The organism is Rhizobium sp. M1, from assembly GCF_002531805.1.
Classification (GTDB): domain Bacteria; phylum Pseudomonadota; class Alphaproteobacteria; order Rhizobiales; family Rhizobiaceae; genus Rhizobium; species Rhizobium etli_C.
This window is the reverse complement of the sequence record NZ_NWSW01000022.1, coordinates 72,398-92,840: the sequence shown is the minus strand read 5'-3', so window position 1 is coordinate 92,840 and position 20,443 is coordinate 72,398. Positions and strand designations below refer to the sequence as shown.

Here is a 20,443-nt window from a genome sequence, read left to right as displayed (position 1 = left end):
CATGACACATCGGATAAGGCTCATTCTCGCGGGCGCATCCACGCTTCTGGCGCTGGCAGCGGCCAACCCGTCGCATGCGGAAGTCACCCTGTCATTCCTGATCGACAACAGTCCCGATACGGTCGCGGCCGCCGAAGCGCTGGTTGCCGCCTATCAGGCCAAGGCGCCTGATGTAACGATCGAAATCGAACAGCGGCCGGGCGGCGGTGAAGGTGACAACATCGTCAAGACGCGTCTGGCGACAGGCGAGATGCCAGACGTGTTCCTCTATAATTCCGGCTCGCTGCTGCAGGCGCTGAAACCTGCTCAGGCGCTTGTCGATCTCAGCGGCCTTCCCTCGCAGGCAAAGGTGGATGACGGTTTCAAATCCGTCGTCCGCGCCGGTGACAAGCTTTACGGCGTTCCGTTCGGCACAGCGATGGCGGGCGGGATTCTCTATAACAGAAAGATCTATCAGGATCTCGGCCTCTCCGTTCCGAAGACATGGGCGGATTTCATGGCCAACAACACCAAGGTCAAGGCATCGGGCAAGGTCGCCGTCGCGCAGACCTATCGCGACACCTGGACCTCGCAGCTCTTCGTTCTGGCCGATTATTACAATCTGCATGCCGCCGTGCCGAACTTCGCCGCCGACTATACCGCCAATAAGGCGAAATACGCCGAGACGCCGGCGGCCATGAAAGGCTTCGAGCGGTTGAAGGATGTTCACGACGCCGGCCTGATGAACGAGGACTTCGGCGCGGCAAGCTATGACGACGGCCTGAAAATGGTAGCGACCGGCGAGGCGGCGCATTACCCGATGCTGAGCTTCGCAGTCGGCGTGCTCAAGCAGAACTATCCGGAAAACCTCGGCGATGTCGGCTTCTTTGCGCAGCCGAGCGACGACGCTGCTGTCAATGGCCTGACGGTGTGGATGCCGCCTGCCCTCTATATTCCCGCCGCCAGCCAGCATATCGAAGAAGCGAAGAAGTTCGTGGATTTCGCCGGGGGCGTCGAGGGCTGCAAGATCATGGTCGAGACCAACACGGTTCAGGGTCCCTCGCTGGTCGATGGCTGCGGTCTGCCTGCCGATGTGCCCCCTGTCGTCAAGGACATGCTCCCTTACTTCGAGACCGAGGGCAAAACGACGCCGGCGCTGGAATTCGTTTCGCCGGTCAAAGGGCCGTCACTCGAGCAGATCACCGTCGAAGTCGGCTCCGGCATCCGCCAGCCCGCCGATGCGGCGAAACTCTATGACGACGATGTGCGCAAACAGGCCAAGCAGCTCGGTCTGCCCAACTGGTAGCGGTCTTTCGGGCCATCTAACCTCGCGCCTGATGGGGCGAGGTTCCACCCGATCGAAGAGGTAGTCATGACCGAGACACGCCCCCGCTCGCGCAAGTCGCCCTACCCGCTGTGGTTTTTCATTCCGGCTGCCATCATATACGGCGTGCTGTTTCTGGTTCCCACGGTCTCGTCTCTCTGGTTCAGCCTGACGCGCTGGGATCTGTCGACGGCCGAATTCATCGGGCTCGAAAATTTTCAGCAGTTCTTCTCCGAGCCGTTCCTGATCAAGGGACTGATCAACACCCTGATCTATGCCGTGACGACATCCGGGCTGAAGACGGTCTGCGGGCTGCTGCTGGCCGTGCTCCTGACCGGCAATATCTTCGCCCGCGGCTTCCTGAGAACGCTGGTCTTCTTTCCTGTCCTGGTCTCGACGATCGGCATCGGCATTACCTTCGCGGTGATGATGCATCCGACGAAGGGCATCATCAACGTCACGCTCGAGACGCTCGGCATTCCTGGACCGGGATGGCTGACCAATCCGGCGCTCGCCCTGTTTTCGGTAGCCCTGGTCGACCTATGGAAGGGTGTCGGCCTCGCTACCCTGATCTTCATCGCCGGTCTAGCCGCGATCAGCCCCGATTACTACGAGGCGGCAAGGATCGACGGAGCGACGCGCCTGCAGCAATTTTTCCGGGTCACCCTGCCGCTTGTGCGCCCCGCCACCATCACGGTGGTGACATTGTCGCTGATCGGCGGCCTTCGCTCGTTCGACCTGATTTGGGCGATGACCCGCGGCGGACCTGGTTTCTCCTCCGACGTGATCGCCTCGGTCATTTACAAGCAATATCAGGCAGGCTTCTACGGTCTGTCGACTGCCGGCAACGTCATACTGTTCGCGCTGATTGCCGCAATCATCCTGCCACTCACTTTATGGTTCAACCGGCGCGGGGTCGAAGAATGAGAAGCATCCGTCCCTATATGACCGGCGCGATATCGCTTGCCGTTGCCGCGATCATCTTCGTCATGCCTTTCGTTTTCGTCGCTCTGCAGGCGGTGAAATCGAAATCCGAAGCGTCCCATCTCGATTTCGAGTTGCCGGAGCGATGGCTCTTCTGGGACAATCTCGTGGCCGTCTTCAAGGCGCGCGATTATCAGCTTGTGCTCGCCTATTTCAATTCGACGCTGATCACCGTCGCTTCCGTCACGATCCTCATCCTGCTGTCAGCGATGGTAGGCTATGTGATGCAGCGCCGCAGGACCGCCTGGAACAAGGTCGCATCCGTTGCCCTCTTCATGGGCCTGATGATGCCGCCCGCCGTGGTTCCGACGATCGGCCTGCTGCAGGAGATCGGCCTCTTCAAGACGATGACAGGGATGATCCTGATCCAGGTCGCCTATAACCTCTCCTTTTCGATATTGCTCTACCGCTCGTTCATCTCGACCATCCCGCGCGATCTCGATGAGGCGGCGCTGATCGACGGCGCCAAACCCCGGCAGATCTTCTTCCGGGTGGTCCTGCCGCTTCTGAAGCCGGTGACCGTGACCAATATCGTCGTGCAATCGATCGCGATCTTCAACGATTTCACCAACCCGCTCTACTACTTGCCGGGCAAGGAGAACGTGACGGTGCAGCTGACGCTCTATAATTTCCAGAGCATGTATTCGAGCCAGTACAATCTCCTCTTCATGAACATCCTCCTCGTGACAATCCCGCCGCTGATCGTCTTCATCTTCTTCAACCGGCAGATTGTCGCGGGCATGACATCAGGCGCAGTCAAAGGGTAGCAGAATGGCTGAACTCACACTCAAACAGGTTCGCAAGAGCTTCGGCGCCCTTGAAGTCATCAAAGGTATCGATCTGGAGGTGGCCTCCGGCGAATTCGTCGTATTCGTCGGCCCGTCGGGATGCGGAAAATCGACACTGCTGCGCATCATCGCCGGCCTGGAGGAGACGACGTCCGGCACGCTGACCATCGGCGGCAAGGACGTGACCTATGCCGAACCCTCCGAGCGGGGCATCGCCATGGTGTTCCAGAGCTATGCGCTCTACCCGCATATGACGGTTGCCGAGAATATCGGCTTTGGCCTTTCACTCGCCCGCCGTCCAAAGGCGGAAATTGCCGCCAAGGTCGCGGCGACTGCGGAAACGCTGCAGCTCACGCAGTTGCTGGAGCGAAAGCCGAAAGCACTCTCCGGCGGACAGAGGCAGCGCGTCGCCATCGGCCGGGCGATCGTCCGCGATCCCAAGGTCTTCCTGTTCGACGAGCCGCTTTCCAATCTCGACGCGTCGCTCAGAGCCCAGATGCGTCTTGAGATCGCCGATCTCCACGCCCGGCTGAAATCGACGATGATCTATGTCACCCACGACCAGGTCGAAGCCATGACGATGGCCGACAAGATTGTCGTGCTGAACGGCGGTTCGGTCGAGCAGGTCGGCAGTCCGATGGAGCTCTATCGCAATCCGGCGACCCCTTTCGTCGCCGGCTTCATCGGCAGCCCGAAGATGAACCTCTATGGCGGCGAGACGGCGCGACGATTGAATTGCACGACCTACGGCATAAGGCCGGAACATATCCGGCTTTCGGAAAATGCCGGGCAATGGCAGGGCAGAGTCCGCCACATCGAAAGGCTCGGCGCCGATGCTATCCTCTACCTCGACGTTCCCGAACTCGGCGAGATGGTCGTGCGCGCCGAAGGCGAGACGCCGTTTTTACCCGGTATGATGGTCTGGGCAAATCCGGTGGAGGGAGCGGAGCATCGGTTTTGAACGTGGACGAAGATAGTCCGCGTCACGGCTGCTTGCGTGAGAGAGCCGCCAAGTCCTCTTTGAGCCGGACAGGCAGATTCATTCGTTCGTGAAGAATGCTCATGACACCGAGATCACCATTCTCGAGCTCCCGAAAGAACACATAGTGATGCTCGTAGCGACCGAAATAGGCCGAACGTTTGATGTCTGCCGGGACGGCCGGACGTTGTGGAAGTTGTTGCCAGATCGGTCGATCCCCGCATAGGCGCTGCAAATAAGCATGCAGCCCGAGAATGTAAGCGTCCGCCTGCTTTTCTCCCCATGCCTCGAAGGTATCGCGCCAGATCTTGTCCTGCGCGGCGTCGGCGCGCGGATAAAAGCGATAAGCCGGCATGGCTATCGGCGCTTGTTGCGGCGGATGACGTCTTCAGCCGAAACGGCGACAAACTCGCTGTCGTCGGCCCGCATTGCGGGCGCAAGCTCTTTTTGCAGCATATCCCACGCCTCATCACGCGTCTGCAAATCTCGCCGGATCAGAGCACGGATATATTCGCTGGCATTTTCATAGAGGCCGTCATCGCCGATCTGCTGCTGGATATGATCCTGCAACTGCCCACTGACTTTCACATGAATGCTGCCCGACGCCATCGGCATACCCTTTCACTCTCCCTTATCATGGGCGGCGTAGCATATATTGTCAATATTCATCACCGTCAGTCCTCGGGGAACGGGAGCCATCAGAGGCTCAAAAGCTATCGGGACGCAGCGGCGTCAGATCGATGACTGGGCATTGTCCGGCGACAAGTTGGGAAATCAGATAGCCGGTCAATGCGGCCAGCGTCAGGCCGAGATGGCCGTGACCGAAAGCATAGGTGACGCACGGCGAGCGACCGGAGCTGCCGATGACGGGAAGTGAATCCGGCATGGATGGGCGAAAGCCCAGCCACTCGTCGCTACCTTCGCCGGCCGACGGCAAGAGCTTTCTCACCCCTTCGCGGATCATCGCGGTCCGCTTCGGGTTCAAGGGAGCGGCAAGCCCGCCGAGTTCGACGGTTCCGGCGGCGCGCAATCCGTCCGCCATCGGCACCATGTAGAAGCCGTGCTCTGGATAGAAGACCGGGCGCGACAGAAGATTGCCTGCCTGCGGGAACAGGACGTGATAGCCGCGCTCGGTATCGAGCAGCACGCGATCGCCGGCCGCTGCCGCAAGCTTGCGGGAATGGGCGCCGGCGGCCACCACGGCGTGGTCGGCAAGGATCGCCCTGTCCGCGATCCTGAGGCCGATGCCGTCATCGCGCGGCTCGATTGCCGAGACTTCCCCGCGGACGATCTCTCCTCCGCCGTTCACGACCGTTTTCGCCATCGCGAAGGCGAGCTGCCTGGGGCTCGAAAACACATAGGCGTCACCGAACAACACGCCCTTGTGGTAGAGCGGCGCAAGATTGGGCTCCATGCTCTGGATATCGGTGCGGCTCAGCCGATCCATGGCGACGCCATGGCGTTCACGCAGCGCATACTCGGCATCGGCTGCCTGGAATTGCGCTTCCGTCTTGTAGAGATAGAGGCAGCCCTCATGCCGCTTCAGCCGTTCGGCGCCGGCCTGCGTCACCAGCGGTTGCCAGGCGGCATCGGCGTGAGAGAGCAGCGTTGCCAATGTCGCGGCGATCCGCTCGACCTCGGCTTTCGTGCTCGACGCCAGGAAGGCGCTGAGCCACGGCGCCAGTTGCGGCAGGTATCTCCAGACGATTGCCAGTGGACCGAGCGGATTGAGCAGCATTCCCGGCACACGCCAGATGACACCCGGCATAGCCACGGGAACGACGCCGTGCGGCGCGAAGGTGCAGGCATTCCCATAGGAACAGGCCTGCCGGCAGGACGCATCGCCCAACGGCGGCGCCGGATCGATGATCGTGACCCGATGCCCCATTCTCTGCAGCCAGAGGGCCGAGCAGAGGCCGACCAGTCCCGCGCCGACAACTGCCACATGCCGGCGTTCAGCGTCGGGCAAAGGTTGAAGCGCGGGGAGCGGCCTATTCATCCTAGACCAGGCCGGCCAGAGCGCGGGGACGATCGTTCAGAGTGGCGGCAATGATGCGCAGCGCCGTTGCCAGTTCGTCCCGCGACGATGCGCAGCCGACATTGACGCGAACGGCATGTTCGACGGGCTGGCGGTCGCAGGCAAACGCGGTGGCCGGCATGACGGCAACGCCGTGGGCGCGCAGATTGGCGGCAAAATCCTCGCACCGCCATGGCGCCGGCAGTCTGAGCCAGAGAAACATGCAGCGTGGATCGGCGGAGAAGGAATGGCCGGCAAGCATCGTCGCAACGATCGCATGGCGGGCGCGCAACTCCGCGAGCTGAGCCTTCAGGATCGCTTCTGCCGTGCCGTCCTCGAGCCAGCGGGTCGCGAGCAGCAGCGGCAGCGGAGAGGGCATCCAGGCGGTCGTGCGGACCGCCTCGGCCGACAGCAGCGCTCGCCCGGGCGGGCAGGTCAGATAGCCGACGCGCAGCCCCGGCGCCAAAGCCTTGGACAATGCGGAAATATGGTAGGTCCTGGCCGGAGCCAGCGTGATCAGGGCGCTTGCGCGGGTCCCGAGCATCGGTCCGTAGACATCGTCCTCGATGATGACGAGATCGTGCTTTTCCGCGACCTCGACCAGTTCCCGCCGGCGGGCCTCGCTCATGGTGACGACGGTCGGATTGTGCATGGAGGGGACAGTGAAAACGGCGCGCACCCGCTCTCGGCTGCAGATATCGTCAAGCTCCGCCGCCGACATACCGTGTTCGTCACTACCGATGCCGATAATGCGGAAGCGGAACATCTGGGCAAGCGCGATCAGGCCGTAATAGGTCAGCCGATCGCAGACGATGGTGTCGCCAGGCTCGATCAGGCTGCTGATGACAGCCAGAAGAGCGTGCTGGGCACCGCTGGTGACGACGATATCGTCTTCGGACGGGTCGAAGCCGTTGAGCGATATCCATTTTCTCGCCGCCAGGCGCGCCCAGGCCGGCCCCTCCGGCGGCTGGTATTCCTGCATCTGGCGGAAGCGAGGGTCGGACGAAAGAGCCGGCAGGGATTGGGCGAGGCGCTGCTGAAAATCGTCGACGGCCGGCCGGTTGACCGTCAGGTCGATGATGCCGGCCGGGCTCGCCGCCCGGTCGACCCGCGGCATGGCGCCGTCGCCGGTGACGATCGTGCCACGCCGGGTGCTGCCCATGACAAGATTGAGGTTCTGCAATTCGCGATAGGCGCGCGTGACGGTCGAGACGTTGAGCGACCGCTCCCGGGCGAGGTCGCGCTGCGGCGGCAGCTGGCTGCCGGGCGGCAGGGCACCCGAACGGATCCTTGCCTCGAGCTCGCTAGCGAGTTCGAGATAGGCCGGCATGCGTGTTTTCCGCTCCTGGTTTGTCTGGTTCATTTCCGATCGTTCAGACATACAATCCCTGAAAATACGTGTACAATTCCACGACTGAACGCAAGGCCGCCGTCGCCATTCAGCTTGATTTCCTGCGGCATAACACGCTTTCTCAATATTTTCGAGGCCCGCAGGCGTTACCATACAAAATTATTTGTGTGGCTTGACAAGCGTAAATCGACCGAGACAATATGCCCTTGCATCGAGACAAAGAGGCAGGGATCCCGGCCGATGCCAACAGGAGGAATTCATGAGCGAACGCTTCATCGCTTTCGAAGGCGTGCGTAAATCCTATGACGGCGTCAGCTATGTCGTACGCGGTCTGGATCTCGACGTCGCCAAGGGCGAATTTCTGACCCTTCTCGGCCCTTCCGGATCCGGCAAGACCACGACGCTGATGATGCTGGCCGGCTTCGAGGCTCCGAGCAGCGGGACCATCACCCTTGCCGACACCAGGATCGACAGCGTTCCACCGCATCGGCGCAATATCGGCGTGGTCTTCCAGAATTACGCCCTCTTCCCGCATATGACGGTCGGAGAGAACGTCGCCTTTCCGCTGAAGATGCGTCGGCTCGGCAAGGCGGAGATTACCGAGCGGGTTCGCCGCGCGCTCGACATGGTGCGCATGGCGAGTTTCGAAACGCGGCGGCCCAACCAGCTTTCGGGCGGACAGCAGCAGCGCATCGCGCTCGCCCGCGCGCTCGTCTTCGAGCCGCAGCTGGTGCTGATGGACGAGCCGCTGGGCGCGCTCGACAAGCAGCTTCGCGAACATATGCAGCTGGAGATCAAACATCTGCACGCCCGCCTCGGCATCAATGTCGTCTACGTCACCCACGACCAGGGCGAGGCGCTGACCATGTCGGATCGGGTCGGCGTGTTCAATGATGGCATTCTGCAGCAGATCGCGGCCCCGCATGCGCTCTACGAAACGCCGGCCAATCCCTTCGTCGCAACCTTTATCGGTGAGAACAATGCCATATCGGGCGAAGTCGTCGCGATCGACAATGGCTTCTGCCGGATCCGCGCACCTGACGGCTCGATCATCATCGGCCAGGCCGGAGAAGGCTTGAAGGAAGGCGCGCGGGCAGCCCTGGTGCTGCGGCCGGAGCGAATCCAGCTGGCGCCGGCGGCCGACATTGCGAACCGTTTCACCGCCATGCTCAGGGAAATCATCTACCACGGCGACCATGTGCGCTTACGTGTCGCCGCCTGCGGCTGCGACGACGTCTTCATCAAGGTCGCCGCCGCGCAGGATATTCCGGTTCGCTCGCTCGGTTCGACCGCCATCATCGGCTGGGCATCGGAGGATTGCCGGGTGCTCGGGCTCTCCTGACCCAGGTGCTCATTCTTTCGTAAACGCAGCAACAAAAAGGGGAACCACCATGATGCGTTTAAACTGCATGCTTCTCAGTTCCGTCATCGCTCTTGCGACCGCCGGAGCCGCATTTGCCGAGGAAACGCTGACCGTCACGTCCTGGGGCGGCGCCTATACGAAGAGCCAGGAGGAGGCCTTCTTCAAGCCCTTCGCCAAGGAAACCGGCACGAAGATCCTCCAGGACGAATGGGACGGCTCGACCGCCAAGCTGAAGGGCATGGTCGAGACCGGCCAGGTAACCTGGGACGTCGTCGACGTCGAACCCAGCCATGCGCTGCAAGGCTGCGACGAAGGCTGGCTCGAGACGATCGACTATTCGAAGATCGGCGGCAAGGACGCCTTCATCGATGGCGCGGCGATGGATTGTGCGGTCGCAACCATCGTCTTCGGCACCATCTATGCCTACGACGCCGCCAAGTTCCCGAACGGCGGGCCGACGACCATGGCCGATCTCTTCGATACCGCCAAATTCCCCGGCCCGCGCGCCTTGCGCAAGTCGCCGAAGACCACGCTGGAATTCGCGCTAATTGCCGACGGCGTCAAACCTTCCGAAGTCTACGACGTGCTCGGGACGCCGGAGGGCGTCGACCGCGCCTTCAAGAAGCTCGACACGATCAAGAAGGATGTGAAGGTCTGGTGGACCGCCGGCGCACAGCCGCCGCAGCTTCTCGCCGATGGCGAAGTGGTGATGACGACGGCCTGGAACGGCCGCATCTTTGACGCCGTCAAGAACAGCGGCAAGAACTTCAAGATCGTCTGGGATGGCCAGGGCATGGACTTCAATCTCTGGGCCGAGCCGAAAGGCTCGAAGAACAAGGAGCTGGCGGACAAGTTCGTCGCCTTCACCGTCAATCCCGACGTGATGGCGCAGCAGTCGAAATATATCTCCTATGGCCCGACCCTGAAGGCGGCCATCGCCAAGGTTCCGCCGGACATTCTCGCCGATCTGCCGACAGCACCGGAGAATACGAAGAACGCGTTTGTCGTCTCCTCGGAGTTCTGGGCCGACCATGATGAGGAGTTGACCGAACGCTTCAACAAGTGGCTCGCACAGTAACCTCGTCGGGCGAATAGTCCCCCGGCTTCGTCCGCCCCTTTCTCTACCGCAAAAAGGCATGAGCGATGGTGACCGCGACAATGAATGAAGGCGACGGCTCGATGATTGCCGCCGGCGTACGGGTGAAAAGCCTCGGCGGTGCGAAAAGCAAGGCGCAACTGAGAGCGCTGTTGCTGGTCGCCCCTCTGCTGGTCTTCCTGATGCTCGTCTTCGTCCTGCCCATCGCCCTGCTGTTGACCCGCGCGGTCGACAACAGGGCGGCTTCCGCCGCCCTGCCCTATACGATGTCGGCGCTTTCGGCCTGGGATGGAGGGTCCGCGCCGGACGAAGCGCTGTTTGCCGCCTTCGCTGCCGATCTGAAACAATCACCCCGCGATCAGATCGCCGAGGTGGCCAAACGTCTCAATTATTACGAGACGGGCATGCGCTCGATGCTCTTGAAGACCGCGCGCACCATCCGCAACGCCGAGCCGCCCTACAAGGCCGCCTTCGTTGCCATCGATCCCAAATGGGAGACCCCGCATTACTGGACGATCATCAAGAACGCGTCGCCGCCCTTCACCGACTACTACCTGCTCGCCTCGCTCGATCTGGAGCGCGACGCCTCGGGCTCGATCGGCAGGGTCTCGGCTGAGAATGCGGTGCATGTCGATGTGCTGATCCGCACCTTCGTCGTCAGCGCGTCGGTCACCGTGATCTGCCTGTTCCTCGGCTATCCCCTCGCCGCCCTGATCGCCCGCTCGAAAGGCGCCGTTGCCAATACGCTGCTGATCCTGGTGCTGCTGCCGTTCTGGACCTCGCTTCTGGTGCGCACCAGCGCCTGGGTCGTGCTGCTGCAGGGGCGCGGCGTGATCAACTCGGCGCTCATCTGGCTGGGTCTCGTCGATCCCGCGCGGCCCCTCGACCTGATCTACAATCGCGTCGGCGTCCTGATCGCCATGACCCATATTCTGCTGCCCTTCATGGTGCTGCCGATCTACAGCGTCATGAAGAGCATACCTCCGGTCTATGTGAGGGCCGCCTCGTCGCTCGGCGCACCGCCCATATCGGCCTTCTTTCGCATCTACCTGCCGATGAGCATGCCGGGCGTCAGCGCCGGCGGCTTGCTCGTCTTCATCCTGGCGCTCGGCTATTACATCACGCCGGCTCTGGTCGGCGGGCCGGGAGACCAAATGGTGAGCTATTTCATCGCCTATTATTCCAACCAGGTCACCAATTGGGCCATGGCGGCGGCTTTGAGCACGATCCTGCTGGTGGCGGTGCTCATCCTCTACGCCGTCTATAATCGCATCGTCGGCATCGACCGGCTGAGGATAGGCTGATGACCAACTTCCTGTCTTTCCCGCGACTGTTTTCGCTCCTCCTGTGGCTGGCCGGCGGCCTGGTGATCCTGTTCCTGATCGCGCCGATCGTCGCGATCGTGCCGCTCTCCTTCAACGCCGAGCCGTTCTTCACCTACCCGATGCCCGGCCTGTCGCTCAGATGGTATCGCGAATTCTTCGATTCCAACGTCTGGCAGCTGGCGCTGAAGAACAGCATCATCGTCGCCGTCTGCGCCACCGTCCTGTCGACCTTTCTCGGCACGCTTGCCGCGATCGGCCTCAGCCGGCCCTCCTGCCCGGCGCGGGCAACGCTGACCGCCATTCTGATCTCGCCGATGATCGTGCCGGTCATCGTGTCGGCGGTCGGCATCTATTATGCCTTCGCTGCCGTCGGGCTGCTCAACAGCCTGACCGGGCTGGTGCTGGCGCATACTGCGATCGGAGCGCCCTTCGTGGTGATCACCGTGACCGCGACACTCGCAAGTTTCGATCACAATCTGATGCGGGCGGCGTCCAGTCTCGGCGCGACCCCTGTCGAGGCGACCTTGCGCATCATGCTGCCGGTCATCGCCCCGGGCGTGGCCTCCGGCGCCCTCTTCGCCTTCGTGACGTCGTTCGACGAAGTGGTGATTGCGCTCTTCATCGCCGGTTCCGAGGAACGCACGCTGCCGCGGCAGATGTGGAGCGGCGTGCGGGAAACGCTGAGCCCGACGATCGCCGCCGTCGCCACTCTCCTCATCCTGTTTTCGACGCTGTTCCTCGCCACCATCCAATGGTTGCAGCGCCGCGCCGAACGCCAGAAGATTACGCATAGGGATTGATGAAGGAGGCGAGCATGCAGATCGAACGTTACGAGACCGGAAAACGGATGAGCCAGGCCGTCACCTGTGGCGGCTTCGTCTTCCTCGCAGGCCAGGTCGCAGTCGACGCGCCGAGCGCGTCCATCCGCGAGCAGACGACCAATATCCTGACACGGATCACTCGACTCCTGGACGCCGTGGGCAGCAATCCGACACGAATCCTCAGCGCGACGATCTGGCTTGCCGACATGTCGACATTCGAAGACATGAATGCCGTCTGGGACGATTGGGTGCCATCCGGCCATGCGCCGGCGCGCGCCACGGTCGAAGCAAGACTTGCCGCGCCGGAATTCGCCGTGGAAATCGGTATTATCGCAGTGGCCGGGGCTGACGCGGCACCCGCGTCATTCCGCCGAGGCCAATAGGCATTGAAAAACTCACGCTCTCAGTTGGGGCAACGTGTCGACAGCCAACGATAAAAGCGGCTCGTAGTCGGCGTCGGAAAGGACGGCAAAATCAACGAGTCCAAGCGTGGCGCGCATGGCCGCCAATGACGGCTCTCTGATGGCAGCATCCAAAGCACGTCGGAGGAGGAGGATTATTTGGCTCGATGCATTGCCGGATGTGATGAATGGCAGACCGGGAGCCTTTGGCTTTTCGGCGATGATACGGATACCCTCGACCTGGGCGGGATCCAACCAGCGGATATTCTCAAGAGTGATACAATCGATGGCCGCGCTTTCTGCCCTGCCCTCGATAACGGCGGCAATGCTGCCGCCGTGGCTGCCTGTTTCGATTATCCGGCCAAAGAAGCCGCCGTTGCGCGCAAGCGGAGCGACGGCGGCGCGAAAGAGATTGCTCCCGGAGTTGCTGTCAGGAGCGTTGATCGCAGCGGTGGTACCGCGCAAATCCTCCAGCACTCGAACGGGAGAATTCTTCCGGACAACGCTGAAGCTGCGCATCAGCGGCCCATCGCAGCCGGGATGGCTATATATGGGAGTGGCCACCAGCCGCACCCGACCGCGCAGACTCGTGGCAAAAGGATAGCCACATGCCTGCGACAGAAGAAGATCCGGCCTCAGCCAGACTTCGTCATAGGGAACCGTCTGATCGAGTGCTTCAGGCAGGCCAGTGAGACCTGCTTACGAGAGATAATGCCTCAGGAACGACCAGAGCTCGGCCGTCGCCTCCGCGAGCGGCCGGGATGTGAGATACATCGAGATGCTTACGAGATGCATGCCGATCTTTCTTTGCGGCGAAGCACAGTCGCCGATCTAAATCAGGCAATGCCGCCCAGGCATACATATTTGAGCTCGGTATATTCGTCCAATCCGTGCCTGGAGCCTTCGCGACCAAGACCCGACATCTTGACGCCGCCGAACGGTGCCTCAGCGGTGGAGACGAGACCGGTATTGACCCCGACCATTCCATATTCGAGCGCTTCGGTCACGCGGAAGACCCGCGACAGATCGCGCGCATAAAAATAGGAGGCAAGTCCGAACTCGGTGTCATTTGCCTGCTCGATGACGTCCTGCTCGTCGCGGAACCGGAAAAGCGGCGCAAGGGGCCCAAAGGTTTCCTCACGCGCCACCTGCATGCCGGCAGCAACGTCACGCAGAATGGTCGGCTCGAAGAAATGGCCGCCAAGCGCGTGGCGCTTGCCTCCCGTTACGATCCCGGCGCCCTTTGCCACGGCGTCCTGAATGTGGCTTTCGACTTTGGCAACGGCATTGTCGTCGATGAGCGGGCCAAGCACGACGTCGCGCTCCAGACCGTTGCCGACCTTCAACTGCGAAACGGCCTCGGCGAGCTTGGCTGCAAATGCCTCGTAGACGCCGTCCTGGACATAAAGCCGGTTGGCGCAGACGCAGGTCTGGCCGTTGTTGCGGAATTTGGCGATGATGGCGCCTTCGACAGCCGCGTCGAGATCGGCGTCATCGAATACGATGAAGGGTGCATTGCCGCCGAGCTCGAGACCGAGCTTCTTGATCGTCGGCGCGCATTGCCGGTAAAGCAGCTCGCCCGTCCGCGTGGAGCCGGTGAAGGTCAGGACCCGGACGTCGCGACTGGCAGTCAGCGCCCCGCCGATTGCGGCTGCGTCACCTGTGACAATGTTGAGAAGCCCCCCCGGCAGGCCGGCGCGCTCTGCGAGGACGGCGATCGCGATCGCGGAGAACGGCGTCTGCAGCGCCGGCTTGAGAACGACGGCGCAGCCGGCGGCAAGCGCGGGGCCGATCTTGCGCGTGATCATCGCGTTCGGAAAGTTCCAGGGCGTGATCGCCGCCACGACGCCGGCCGGCTGGCGCAGCACAAGGATGCGCTTGTCCGGCTGATGCCCCGGTACGATCTCGCCGTTGATGCGTCGTGCCTCTTCGGCAAACCATTCGATGAAGCTCGCACCATAGGTGATTTCCCCCTTGGCTTCAGCCAAGGGCTTTCCCTGTTCCAGCGTCAGGATCATCGCCAGATCGTCACGGTTTTCGATCATCAGGCGATGCCAAGCCTTGAGAACGGCGGCGCGCTCGCCGGCGGTCTTCTTCGCCCAAAGCTTCTGGGCGATGACGGCGGCCCGGATGGCATCTTCGGTTTCCGTCGCACCGAAATCTGGGACCGCGCCCAGCACCTCACCTGTCGCCGGATTGCGGACCATGGCCGACGCGCGACCTTCCGCTTCGATCCAGCGATCGGCGATGGGGCATGCCTGGCGGAACAGCGAGGGATCATTGAGTTTCATGGGACAACTTTCAACAGAATACGTGAGCGGCGCCGGGATCGAAATCGAGATGGACTATATCTCCACGATTGAGCCCGGCAATAGCCTCATGACCGAACGGCAAGCGAACCGAAAGCGCCTCGCCTGTCGCCGTCTCCGTCGAGACGTGGATGTTGTTGCCGAGAAAGGTAATGTCGCTGACCGTCGCGGCAAGACCTGCGCCGGCGGCTCTCGCGCGCGACAGCCGAATGCGCTCCGGTCTCAGCATCAGCGCCGCCCTTGCGCCGGAGGTCCCTTTTCCATGCACCGGAATCTGATCGAAGACGGTCCCGCCGCCAAGCGAAATCGTGGCCTGCCCATCCGATGACGACAGCAGATCGCATGAAATGAAGTCGCTGTCGCCGATGAATTCAGCAACGAACCGCGTCTTGGGATTGGCATAGAGTTCGGGGCCCGTACCGATCTGATCGATGACGCCCTTGGAAAAGACGGCAATGCGGTCGGAGAGCCGCAGCGCCTCTTCCTGGTCGTGCGTGACATAAAGGATCGTCACTTCCGTCTGCTGGTGGATGCGGCGGATCTCATGCTGGATTTCCTCGCGCAGCTTCTTGTCGAGCGCCGACAGCGGCTCGTCCATCAGCAGCACCGGCGGATCATAGGCAAGAGCCCTGGCAAGCGCGACGCGCTGCTGCTGACCGCCGGACATCTGCGCCGGCTTGCGATCCTCGAAGCCTTCGAGTCGGACAAGGCGCAGCATCTCCTTCACCTTGCTGTCGATCTCGGCCTTGGACTTGCGCCGGACCTTCAGCGGAAAAGCGATGTTTTCACCGACCGTCAGATGCGGAAACAGGGTGTAGCGCTGGAACACCATGCCGATGTTGCGCTTGTGCGACGGCGTGGCGAGCAGCGTCTTGCCCTCGAGTGTGATGTCGCCTTTGGTCGGGTTTTCAAAGCCGGCCAGGATGTAGAGCGTCGTGCTCTTGCCGGATCCGGACGGACCGAGGAAGGTCAGGAACTCTCCGCGCCGGACGTCGAGATTGACATCGTGCACGGCAACCACAGGGCCGTATTCCTTGCGTATTCCGCGGATCTGAAGGAATGGTTCGTTCATTGTTTCAGTACCTTACGCGCGATGGCAACCAGCGCCATCAAGATGATCGTCAAAAGGATGAGAAGGGTCGATGCGGCAGCGACAACCGGCGTCAGGTCTTGCCGCAGCGTCGCCCATACCTTCACCGGCAGCGTCTGCAGCGTCGGGCTGGACATGAAGATCGCCACCACCACCTCGTCCCAGGATGTCAGGAACGAGAAGACGGCGGCCGAGAACAGCCCATGGCTGATCGCCGGCAGGGTGACCCTGATCTTCGCTTCCAAAGGCGAGGCGCCGCAGAGAACCGCCGCATCCTCGATCGACTTGTCGAAACCTTCCAGCGCACTCGATATGGAGAGGATCGAGAAGGGCAGCGCCAGAACGAGGTGCGAAATGACGAAGCCTACCAGCGTGCCGCCAAGGCCGATCCTCAGAAAGAAAGCATAGAGGGCGACGGCGAGAACCACGACCGGAAGGATCATCGGGGTGAGGAACAGCGCTTTCAGCGCATCGCGGAAGATGAACGAACCGCGCACCAGTCCGAAGGAGGTCACCAGCCCGAGCAGCACCGACAGGATCGTCACGATGACGGCGATCTTGAAGCTGGTCAAAGCCGATTCCAGCCAGCGCGGGTCGGCGAAGAGCTCGCCGTACCATTGGAACGTCCAGCCGGGCGGCGGAAAGATCAGCCATTGCGAGGAGCCGAAGGACAGCGCCGCGATGAAGACGATCGGCAGCAGCAGGAAGGCCGCAGTCAGAAGCGTGATCGCCAGCAGGACGTATTTCCACCAGCCGAGGCGGTCGAAATTGAGCAGCATATCAACGTCCTCCCGGGTTCTGGTTGCCGAAGAAGCGCAGCTGCACGGCATAAAGCGACAGGGTCACCACCAGGAGCACCAACGCCGCCGCACCGCCCATTCCCCAGTTGACCAGCGACTGCACGAACTGCGCGATCAGTTCTGCCAGCATCATGTTGGCGGTGCCGCCGAGAAGCGAGGGCGTGACGAAATAGCCGAGCGACATCACGAAGACCATCAGGGCGCCGGCCGCCATGCCGGGCATCGCCAGCGGCAGCAGAACACGCGTCAGGCACTGCCAGCGGTTGGCGCCGCAAAGGGCGGCCGCCTGCAGCGTCGACGGGTCGATCTTCTTGATCACGCCGTAGAGCGGCAGGATGATGAAAGGCAGCATGATATAGGTCATGCCGATCGTCACACCGGTCAGATTGTTGACGAGCGCCAGCGGCTGGTCGATCAGGCCCATCCCCATCAGCATCTTGTTGATGAGCCCGGTGCGCTGCAGAAGCACCATCCAGGCATAGGTACGGGCCAAAAGGTTTGTCCACATCGACAGAAGCAGGATCGCGAAGATCACCGAGGTCAGCCGCCCGGGCATGATTGCCAGCGCCCAGGCGACGGGAAAACCGATCAAGAGCGAAAGCACCGTGACGAAGCCCGAGACGATGAAGGTATTGGCGAAGATCTTGAGATAGGTCGCAGAGCCGATCAGCTGCGCATAATTTCCAAGCCCCGGAACGGGTTCCAGGACGCTGCGCAGCAGCAGTATCGCCACTGGCGCGACGAAAAAGATGCCCACGAAGGCAAGAGCCGGAACGACCCCGCCAAAACCTGTTGCTCTGCGCGCCTTTGGCAAAGGCATGATTGCGCCGGAGGCATCGCTATACGTCGACATGACAGTCCTTCCCACCCGTCAATTCTGACCGCGCCGAGGTCCGATGGACGGGTACCGCCGCTGCAGGAGGCACGGCGAACATTTCGCCGTGCCCGTTCACCTCAAGTTTCAGGCTATTTCGCCTGCCAGGCGTACCACTTCTCGCCGATGGCATCGCGATTATCAGCCCAGTAGTTCATATCGGCATTCACCTGGCTCGCCGTCTGCTGATCCGGCAGGGTTTTGGCTGTTTCCGGGTCCATCAGCTTGGCCGAGTCAAGGTTGATCGGCGCATATCCGGTGGCCTTTGCCAGGGCGGCCTGCGCTTCTGCCGAAGTCGCCAGTGCAATGAACTTCATCGCAGCCTCGGCATTCGGCGCGCCCTTCGGCACGACGAGCGCATCGGCGGCAGTGATGTTCTGTTCCCAGGACGTCTCCACCTTGATGCCAGTCGCGGCAAGCGCCGTCATGCGACCGTTCCAGACGCTGCCGAAGGGCGCCTCGGCAGAGGCCAGCAGCTGCTGCGACTGGGCGCCGCCCGACCACCAGATGATATCCGACTTGATCGTATCGAGCTTCTTGAAGGCGCGGTCGAGATCGAGCGGATAAAGCTTGTCGGCAGGCACGCCGTCGGCAAGCAGCGCCGCTTCGATCACGCCGGGAGCCGACCACTTGTAGAATGTGCGCTTGCCGGGAAACTTCGTCGTGTCGAACAGGTCGGCCCATGTCTTCGGGCAGGCTTTGACGGCATCGGCATTGCAGCCGATGACGAAGGAATAATAGAAGCTGCCGACCGAATAGTCGGTGACGAAGCGCGGATCGAGCTTGGATTTGTCGATGACGGAAAAGTCGAGTTTCTCGAGCTGGCCGTTCTTGCCGGCCTGGGCGGCATAGTCGCCTTCGACGTCGACGACATCCCAGTTGACTTCGCCGGCCTCGACCATCGCCTTGAGCTTGCCATAGTCGGTCGGACCGTCCTGCACGACGGTGATGCCGGTTTTCTCCGTGAAGGGGCTTGCCCATGCGGCCTTCTGCGCGTCCTGGGTCGTTCCGCCCCAGCTCGAGAAGACCATGTTGTCGGCGTGCGCCGGCGCGGAGACCGCGACGAATGCGGCAACCGCCGCGAAAGCAAAAGTTGTTTTCATGTTCCCTTATCCCTGTTCTGGTTGTCCTACGGTATGCCTTATGTCGTCAGCGCGCCTCGCTCCCGGGAGAGAAACTTGCCGGCTTCATAATCTTGTTTTCCGCCACCTCGATCAGGTCGCGGATCTTGGGCAGGAAGGCCTGCCATCGCGGATCGGCCAGAAGCCGCTGGCGTCTCGCCTCCCGGTCGTCCAGGCTCGTAAAGGCCCAGATGTGGACGATCTCGTTGATCGTGCCGATCTCCGAGAAGAAGTAGCCGACCAGCGTGCCGAGATGGCTTTTCTGGATCTCGATGCCCTCTTCCTCGACGACCTTGAGATATTGCGGGATCGTTCCGTTCTTCAGCCGATAGGTGCGGACCTCGTAAAACATCGGCGTCACCTCATCACGAAGGGATCGGGGATCGGATCGTCCGAGGTCCTCAGCCAGATCGTCTTGGTGCGGGTATAGTCGAGTGCCGCGGCCATGCCGCCTTCCCTGCCGTGGCCCGACAGACCGAAGCCGCCAAAGGGGGCGATCGGCGATACCGCGCGGTAGGTGTTGACCCAGACGATACCGGCGCGAATGCCCTTCATCAGACGGTGCGCCCGGGTAAGGTTCTGAGTGAAGACGCCGGAGGCCAGGCCGTAGCGGGTGTCGTTGGCAAGCCGCAGCGCCTCGGCTTCGGTCTCGAAGGACACGACGGAGAGGACCGGCCCGAAGAACTCCTCGATCAGCGACGGCGAAGCGACATCGTCGCAATCGAGGATCGTCGGCGGAAAATAATAGCCTTCGCCGTCGATTTTGCGGCCGCCGGTGACGAGCCGGGCGCCGCTTTCAACCGATCTCTCGACGAGGGCGCCGATATTGTCCTGCTGGCGCTTGGTAGCAAGCGGCCCGACTTCGGTCGCCATGTCGAGCGGCGCGCCGATCCGGATCGCTTCCGCCTTCTCGCGCAGCAGGGCGACGAACCTGTCCTTGACGCTGCGCTCGACGATCAGGCGCGAGCCGGCAACGCAGCTCTGTCCAGTCGCCGCGAAGATGCCCGCCACCTGGGCGTTCACGGCACTTTCGAGGTCGGCATCTGCAAAAACGATGAAGGGCGATTTGCCGCCGAGTTCGAGCGAGGTGGAAGCGAGGTTTTCGGCCGAGTTGCGCACGACATGCCGGGCGGTTTCGGGACCGCCGGTAAAGGCGACATGGGCGACCTTCGGGTGACGGCCGAGAGCCGCGCCGCAGGAGGCGCCGAAACCGGTGATGATGTTGACGACGCCGGCGGGAAAGCCGGCTTCATGCACGAGACGCGCGAATTCGAGAAGCGGCGCCGGGCCGTCTTCCGAAGCCTTGACCACCATGGTGCAGCCGGCCGCGAGCGCCGGGCCGATCTTGACCGCCGACAGGAAGAGCTGGCTGTTCCACGGCACGACCATGGCGACGACGCCGATCGGCTCGCGGCGGAGCCAGACATCCATATCGGGCTTGTCGATCGGCAGGTAGGAGCCTTCGATCTTGTCTGATATGCCGGCATAATAACGATAATATTCGGCGACATAGGCGATCTGCGCTGAGGTTTCGCGGATGATCTTGCCGGTGTCGCGCGTCTCCAGTTCGGCAAGGATCTGCGCATTTGCGGCAACGAGGTCCGCCAGCTTGTAGAGCAGCTTGCCGCGTTGCGTCGCCGTCATCTTCGCCCAGGGGCCGTCGTAGAGCGCCCTTTCGGCAGCGTCGACAGCCCGATCGACATCACTCTCGCGCGCTTCCGGCATTTCTGCCCAAACCGCGCCGGAAGCCGGATCGATGCTCGAATAGGAAGCTTCGCCATCCGAGAATTCGCCGTCGATGTAATGCTGGAAACGCCGCAT

20 protein-coding genes and 1 pseudogene are annotated in these 20,443 nt (G+C 61.9%); 9 read left to right on the top strand and 12 right to left on the bottom strand.

Going from position 1 to position 20,443, the window contains the following annotated elements; translation table 11 throughout:
• Window position 1 precedes the first annotated feature (1 nt).
• From CO655_RS21910 to ugpC, 4 genes are all read left to right on the top strand, one after another.
• Window positions 2–1,285: an extracellular solute-binding protein gene (locus tag CO655_RS21910; protein ID WP_097666565.1), complete on the top strand. Its 1,284-nt coding sequence runs from the start codon at window positions 2–4 to the stop codon at window positions 1,283–1,285.
• 66 nt (window positions 1,286–1,351) lie between these two features.
• Window positions 1,352–2,230 carry a sugar ABC transporter permease gene (locus tag CO655_RS21905; protein ID WP_097666563.1) on the top strand — a complete coding sequence of 293 codons (879 nt, stop codon included), beginning with the start codon at window positions 1,352–1,354 and terminating at the stop codon, window positions 2,228–2,230.
• Window positions 2,227–3,054 (top strand): carbohydrate ABC transporter permease, encoded by an 828-nt coding sequence (locus CO655_RS21900; protein WP_097666561.1) that lies wholly within the window; start codon window positions 2,227–2,229, stop codon window positions 3,052–3,054. The genes CO655_RS21905 and CO655_RS21900 overlap by 4 nt, the downstream gene beginning before the upstream one ends.
• 4 nt (window positions 3,055–3,058) lie before the next feature.
• On the top strand, window positions 3,059–4,036 hold the full coding sequence (gene ugpC, locus CO655_RS21895; RefSeq protein WP_097666559.1) for a sn-glycerol-3-phosphate ABC transporter ATP-binding protein UgpC: 978 nt from the start codon (window positions 3,059–3,061) through the stop codon (window positions 4,034–4,036).
• Window positions 4,037–4,058: 22 nt separating this feature from the next.
• On the opposite strand, the gene CO655_RS21890 is transcribed toward ugpC, so the two are convergent.
• From CO655_RS21890 to CO655_RS21875, 4 genes are all read right to left on the bottom strand, one after another.
• Entirely contained in the window at window positions 4,059–4,409 is a 351-nt protein-coding gene (locus CO655_RS21890) for a type II toxin-antitoxin system RelE/ParE family toxin (RefSeq protein WP_097666557.1), read from the bottom strand.
• Window positions 4,410–4,411: 2 nt separating this feature from the next.
• Complete coding sequence (locus tag CO655_RS21885) at window positions 4,412–4,663, bottom strand: transcriptional regulator (RefSeq protein ID WP_096769271.1); 252 nt, start codon at window positions 4,661–4,663, stop codon at window positions 4,412–4,414.
• Window positions 4,664–4,760: 97 nt separating this feature from the next.
• Window positions 4,761–6,053 carry an FAD-dependent oxidoreductase gene (locus CO655_RS21880; RefSeq protein ID WP_097666555.1) on the bottom strand — a complete coding sequence of 431 codons (1,293 nt, stop codon included), beginning with the start codon at window positions 6,051–6,053 and terminating at the stop codon, window positions 4,761–4,763.
• A gap of 1 nt (window position 6,054) precedes the next feature.
• The gene (locus tag CO655_RS21875) at window positions 6,055–7,452 is read right to left on the bottom strand and encodes a PLP-dependent aminotransferase family protein (protein ID WP_097666553.1); all 1,398 of its coding nucleotides are present in this window, start codon (window positions 7,450–7,452) and stop codon (window positions 6,055–6,057) included.
• 229 nt (window positions 7,453–7,681) lie between these two features.
• On the opposite strand from CO655_RS21875, the gene CO655_RS21870 reads away from it, so the two are divergent.
• The 5 genes from CO655_RS21870 to CO655_RS21850 all read left to right on the top strand — a co-directional run bounded on the left by CO655_RS21870 (window position 7,682) and on the right by CO655_RS21850 (window position 12,410).
• Window positions 7,682–8,764 (top strand): ABC transporter ATP-binding protein, encoded by a 1,083-nt coding sequence (locus CO655_RS21870; protein ID WP_097666551.1) that lies wholly within the window; start codon window positions 7,682–7,684, stop codon window positions 8,762–8,764.
• Window positions 8,765–8,813: 49 nt separating this feature from the next.
• Window positions 8,814–9,863: an ABC transporter substrate-binding protein gene (locus CO655_RS21865; protein ID WP_097666549.1), complete on the top strand. Its 1,050-nt coding sequence runs from the start codon at window positions 8,814–8,816 to the stop codon at window positions 9,861–9,863.
• A gap of 65 nt (window positions 9,864–9,928) precedes the next feature.
• Window positions 9,929–11,185 (top strand): ABC transporter permease, encoded by a 1,257-nt coding sequence (locus CO655_RS21860; RefSeq protein ID WP_097666547.1) that lies wholly within the window; start codon window positions 9,929–9,931, stop codon window positions 11,183–11,185.
• Window positions 11,185–12,006 carry an ABC transporter permease gene (locus CO655_RS21855; protein WP_097666545.1) on the top strand — a complete coding sequence of 274 codons (822 nt, stop codon included), beginning with the start codon at window positions 11,185–11,187 and terminating at the stop codon, window positions 12,004–12,006. The genes CO655_RS21860 and CO655_RS21855 overlap by 1 nt, the downstream gene beginning before the upstream one ends.
• 14 nt (window positions 12,007–12,020) lie before the next feature.
• A complete protein-coding gene (locus CO655_RS21850) occupies window positions 12,021–12,410 on the top strand; it encodes a RidA family protein (RefSeq protein WP_097666646.1) in 390 nt (129 codons plus the stop codon).
• Window positions 12,411–12,422: 12 nt separating this feature from the next.
• On the opposite strand, the pseudogene CO655_RS21845 reads toward CO655_RS21850, so the two are convergent.
• From CO655_RS21845 to CO655_RS21810, 8 genes and pseudogenes are all read right to left on the bottom strand, one after another.
• A pseudogene (locus CO655_RS21845) lies at window positions 12,423–13,223 on the bottom strand (PhnD/SsuA/transferrin family substrate-binding protein).
• Window positions 13,224–13,264: 41 nt separating this feature from the next.
• On the bottom strand, window positions 13,265–14,719 hold the full coding sequence (locus CO655_RS21840; protein WP_097666543.1) for an NAD-dependent succinate-semialdehyde dehydrogenase: 1,455 nt from the start codon (window positions 14,717–14,719) through the stop codon (window positions 13,265–13,267).
• A gap of 10 nt (window positions 14,720–14,729) precedes the next feature.
• The gene (locus CO655_RS21835; RefSeq protein ID WP_097666541.1) at window positions 14,730–15,809 is read right to left on the bottom strand and encodes an ABC transporter ATP-binding protein; all 1,080 of its coding nucleotides are present in this window, start codon (window positions 15,807–15,809) and stop codon (window positions 14,730–14,732) included.
• Window positions 15,806–16,606, bottom strand: coding sequence for an ABC transporter permease (locus tag CO655_RS21830; protein WP_097666539.1), 801 nt, complete (start codon window positions 16,604–16,606; stop codon window positions 15,806–15,808). Before CO655_RS21830 ends, CO655_RS21835 begins: the two co-directional genes overlap by 4 nt.
• A gap of 1 nt (window position 16,607) precedes the next feature.
• Window positions 16,608–17,480 carry an ABC transporter permease gene (locus CO655_RS21825; RefSeq protein WP_097666537.1) on the bottom strand — a complete coding sequence of 291 codons (873 nt, stop codon included), beginning with the start codon at window positions 17,478–17,480 and terminating at the stop codon, window positions 16,608–16,610.
• A 113-nt stretch (window positions 17,481–17,593) separates the two neighbouring features.
• Complete coding sequence (locus CO655_RS21820; protein ID WP_097666535.1) at window positions 17,594–18,604, bottom strand: ABC transporter substrate-binding protein; 1,011 nt, start codon at window positions 18,602–18,604, stop codon at window positions 17,594–17,596.
• Window positions 18,605–18,650: 46 nt separating this feature from the next.
• The gene (locus CO655_RS21815) at window positions 18,651–18,974 is read right to left on the bottom strand and encodes an NIPSNAP family protein (RefSeq protein WP_097666533.1); all 324 of its coding nucleotides are present in this window, start codon (window positions 18,972–18,974) and stop codon (window positions 18,651–18,653) included.
• A 5-nt stretch (window positions 18,975–18,979) separates the two neighbouring features.
• Window positions 18,980–20,443 carry an aldehyde dehydrogenase gene (locus CO655_RS21810; protein WP_097666531.1) on the bottom strand — a complete coding sequence of 488 codons (1,464 nt, stop codon included), beginning with the start codon at window positions 20,441–20,443 and terminating at the stop codon, window positions 18,980–18,982.

What these genes read in the sequence shown, in the direction of transcription:
- CO655_RS21830 (WP_097666539.1), bottom strand. Translation starts at nt 16,606, where the DNA reads ATGCTGCTCAATTTCGACCGCCTCGGCTGGTGGAAATACGTCCTGCTG.
- CO655_RS21880 (WP_097666555.1), bottom strand. Translation starts at nt 6,053, where the DNA reads ATGAATAGGCCGCTCCCCGCGCTTCAACCTTTGCCCGACGCTGAACGC.
- CO655_RS21905 (WP_097666563.1), top strand. Translation starts at nt 1,352, where the DNA reads ATGACCGAGACACGCCCCCGCTCGCGCAAGTCGCCCTACCCGCTGTGG.
- CO655_RS21825 (WP_097666537.1), bottom strand. Translation starts at nt 17,480, where the DNA reads ATGTCGACGTATAGCGATGCCTCCGGCGCAATCATGCCTTTGCCAAAG.
- ugpC (WP_097666559.1), top strand. Translation starts at nt 3,059, where the DNA reads ATGGCTGAACTCACACTCAAACAGGTTCGCAAGAGCTTCGGCGCCCTT.
- CO655_RS21885 (WP_096769271.1), bottom strand. Translation starts at nt 4,663, where the DNA reads ATGGCGTCGGGCAGCATTCATGTGAAAGTCAGTGGGCAGTTGCAGGAT.
- CO655_RS21875 (WP_097666553.1), bottom strand. Translation starts at nt 7,452, where the DNA reads ATGTCTGAACGATCGGAAATGAACCAGACAAACCAGGAGCGGAAAACA.
- CO655_RS21855 (WP_097666545.1), top strand. Translation starts at nt 11,185, where the DNA reads ATGACCAACTTCCTGTCTTTCCCGCGACTGTTTTCGCTCCTCCTGTGG.
- CO655_RS21890 (WP_097666557.1), bottom strand. Translation starts at nt 4,409, where the DNA reads ATGCCGGCTTATCGCTTTTATCCGCGCGCCGACGCCGCGCAGGACAAG.
- CO655_RS21900 (WP_097666561.1), top strand. Translation starts at nt 2,227, where the DNA reads ATGAGAAGCATCCGTCCCTATATGACCGGCGCGATATCGCTTGCCGTT.
- CO655_RS21860 (WP_097666547.1), top strand. Translation starts at nt 9,929, where the DNA reads ATGGTGACCGCGACAATGAATGAAGGCGACGGCTCGATGATTGCCGCC.
- CO655_RS21820 (WP_097666535.1), bottom strand. Translation starts at nt 18,604, where the DNA reads ATGAAAACAACTTTTGCTTTCGCGGCGGTTGCCGCATTCGTCGCGGTC.
- CO655_RS21870 (WP_097666551.1), top strand. Translation starts at nt 7,682, where the DNA reads ATGAGCGAACGCTTCATCGCTTTCGAAGGCGTGCGTAAATCCTATGAC.
- CO655_RS21910 (WP_097666565.1), top strand. Translation starts at nt 2, where the DNA reads ATGACACATCGGATAAGGCTCATTCTCGCGGGCGCATCCACGCTTCTG.
- CO655_RS21850 (WP_097666646.1), top strand. Translation starts at nt 12,021, where the DNA reads ATGCAGATCGAACGTTACGAGACCGGAAAACGGATGAGCCAGGCCGTC.
- CO655_RS21815 (WP_097666533.1), bottom strand. Translation starts at nt 18,974, where the DNA reads ATGTTTTACGAGGTCCGCACCTATCGGCTGAAGAACGGAACGATCCCG.
- CO655_RS21835 (WP_097666541.1), bottom strand. Translation starts at nt 15,809, where the DNA reads ATGAACGAACCATTCCTTCAGATCCGCGGAATACGCAAGGAATACGGC.
- CO655_RS21840 (WP_097666543.1), bottom strand. Translation starts at nt 14,719, where the DNA reads ATGAAACTCAATGATCCCTCGCTGTTCCGCCAGGCATGCCCCATCGCC.
- CO655_RS21810 (WP_097666531.1), bottom strand. Translation starts at nt 20,443, where the DNA reads ATGCGGCGTTTCCAGCATTACATCGACGGCGAATTCTCGGATGGCGAA.
- CO655_RS21865 (WP_097666549.1), top strand. Translation starts at nt 8,814, where the DNA reads ATGATGCGTTTAAACTGCATGCTTCTCAGTTCCGTCATCGCTCTTGCG.